This is a genomic window from Clostridium sp. MCC353 (assembly GCF_018785315.1).
Lineage (GTDB): Bacteria > Bacillota > Clostridia > Lachnospirales > Lachnospiraceae > CHH4-2.
Genome location: NZ_WQPN01000088.1, coordinates 1 through 276, shown reverse-complemented (window position 1 = coordinate 276; position 276 = coordinate 1). Strand labels below are relative to the sequence as shown.

1 protein-coding gene is annotated in these 276 nt (G+C 51.1%); it reads right to left on the bottom strand.

Features of this window, described 5'->3' with window-relative positions:
* Window positions 1-15: 15 nt before the first annotated feature.
* Window positions 16-276: superoxide dismutase family protein (locus tag GPL15_RS15895; RefSeq protein WP_215699669.1), on the bottom strand; the 261-nt coding region annotated here is incomplete at its 5' end.

The following is a 276-nucleotide window of genomic DNA, read 5'->3' as shown; positions in this document are numbered from 1 at the left end:
CCCTTAAAATCGATGTTAATCCCAGTAATTGTCTGCCGGGCGGATAACGCCGCAGGCTATTTTTTCGCCAGAATTGCCGGACGGCTGTGACGTGAAATCGTCGGCTTTCTGATGGATGATTACTGCCCTTCCCATGATCTGGTCGACGGTAAACCTTTTATCATAAAAAGACGTCCAGGCATAACCCTGGTTTCCCAGCAGAGGGGGCAGATCCCCGGCGTGATCCGGATGAGGCTGGTTTGTAGGATTGTAATGTTCTCCCGTATGGGCGAAATG